Below are 464 nucleotides of genomic sequence, written 5' to 3'. Positions count from 1 at the left end.
GGTCATCATATTTAACCGCTGCATCGTCCAAGTTACCAAGCTTGCCATCAACTGCTGCCAATTGATCTTCGGTTGCTGCCTGACCTGATACCGCTGTGCCGTTCCATGTCGTGTTGCTTAAGCCACCAATGGTATTGGTTGTGCCATCAATCTTAACTTTGGTTGCACCACTGCCCACATTGATTGCATCTTTAACATTCAGCGTATCGCCTAAGCCCAGTTGTACACCGCCTGCAACTGTCGTGCTGGTGATGTTGCTATCGCCTTTAACGTTGATATCACTACCCAAGGCATAGTTGTTCTTGCCTGTTGTGCCACCAAAGTTGATGCCTTTGTCCGCTGTTGCTTTAACGCTGGTGATCGCACCATCAATCGTGTTCGAACCTGTGCCACCAATGTTACTTGTGGTGATTGCACCCGTCGTTGCATCAATCGTCGTGTTGCCACCAATTGCACTCTTAACG

At 48.7% G+C, this 464-nt stretch carries 1 pseudogene; it reads right to left on the bottom strand.

Annotation, left to right across the window (positions count from 1 at the left end):
• Positions 1 to 464, bottom strand: a pseudogene (locus A7P54_RS18895) (hypothetical protein); the annotation flags it as partial.

It is taken from the genome of Acinetobacter sp. Ac_3412, from assembly GCF_013072675.1.
Lineage (GTDB): Bacteria > Pseudomonadota > Gammaproteobacteria > Pseudomonadales > Moraxellaceae > Acinetobacter > Acinetobacter higginsii.
Note: the sequence above shows the minus strand (reverse complement) of the source record. Positions and strands in the feature narration are given on the sequence as shown.